This window comes from Fulvivirga sedimenti (assembly GCF_020328055.1).
This window is the reverse complement of sequence record NZ_JAIXNE010000019.1, coordinates 1-245: the sequence shown is the minus strand read 5'-3', so window position 1 is coordinate 245 and position 245 is coordinate 1. Positions and strand designations below refer to the sequence as shown.

Here is a 245-nt window from a genome sequence, read left to right as displayed (position 1 = left end):
CCGATTTGCGAGGGCGAACCTACACCGGCACTTACGGCAACGGGTGCGGGCACGATCCGCTGGTATAGTGATGCGGGCCTGACCAACCAGATTGGTGTAGGCTCACCGTTTGTACCGAGTGCTGCGTATGTTGACAACACGACAGCCGGTACGTATTCAGTATGGGCAACCAGCACCAGCGCGGGCTGCGAAAGCACCGGCACCCAGGTGGATGTCCTTGTAGAACCTGCCCTGGTGGTGGATGC

The 245-nt window shown here is 60.0% G+C and carries 1 protein-coding gene; it reads left to right on the top strand.

Annotated features, from left to right (window positions below):
• Window positions 1-245 (top strand): Ig-like domain-containing protein (locus tag LDX50_RS30705; RefSeq protein WP_225700129.1); only part of this gene is annotated, 245 nt, incomplete at both ends.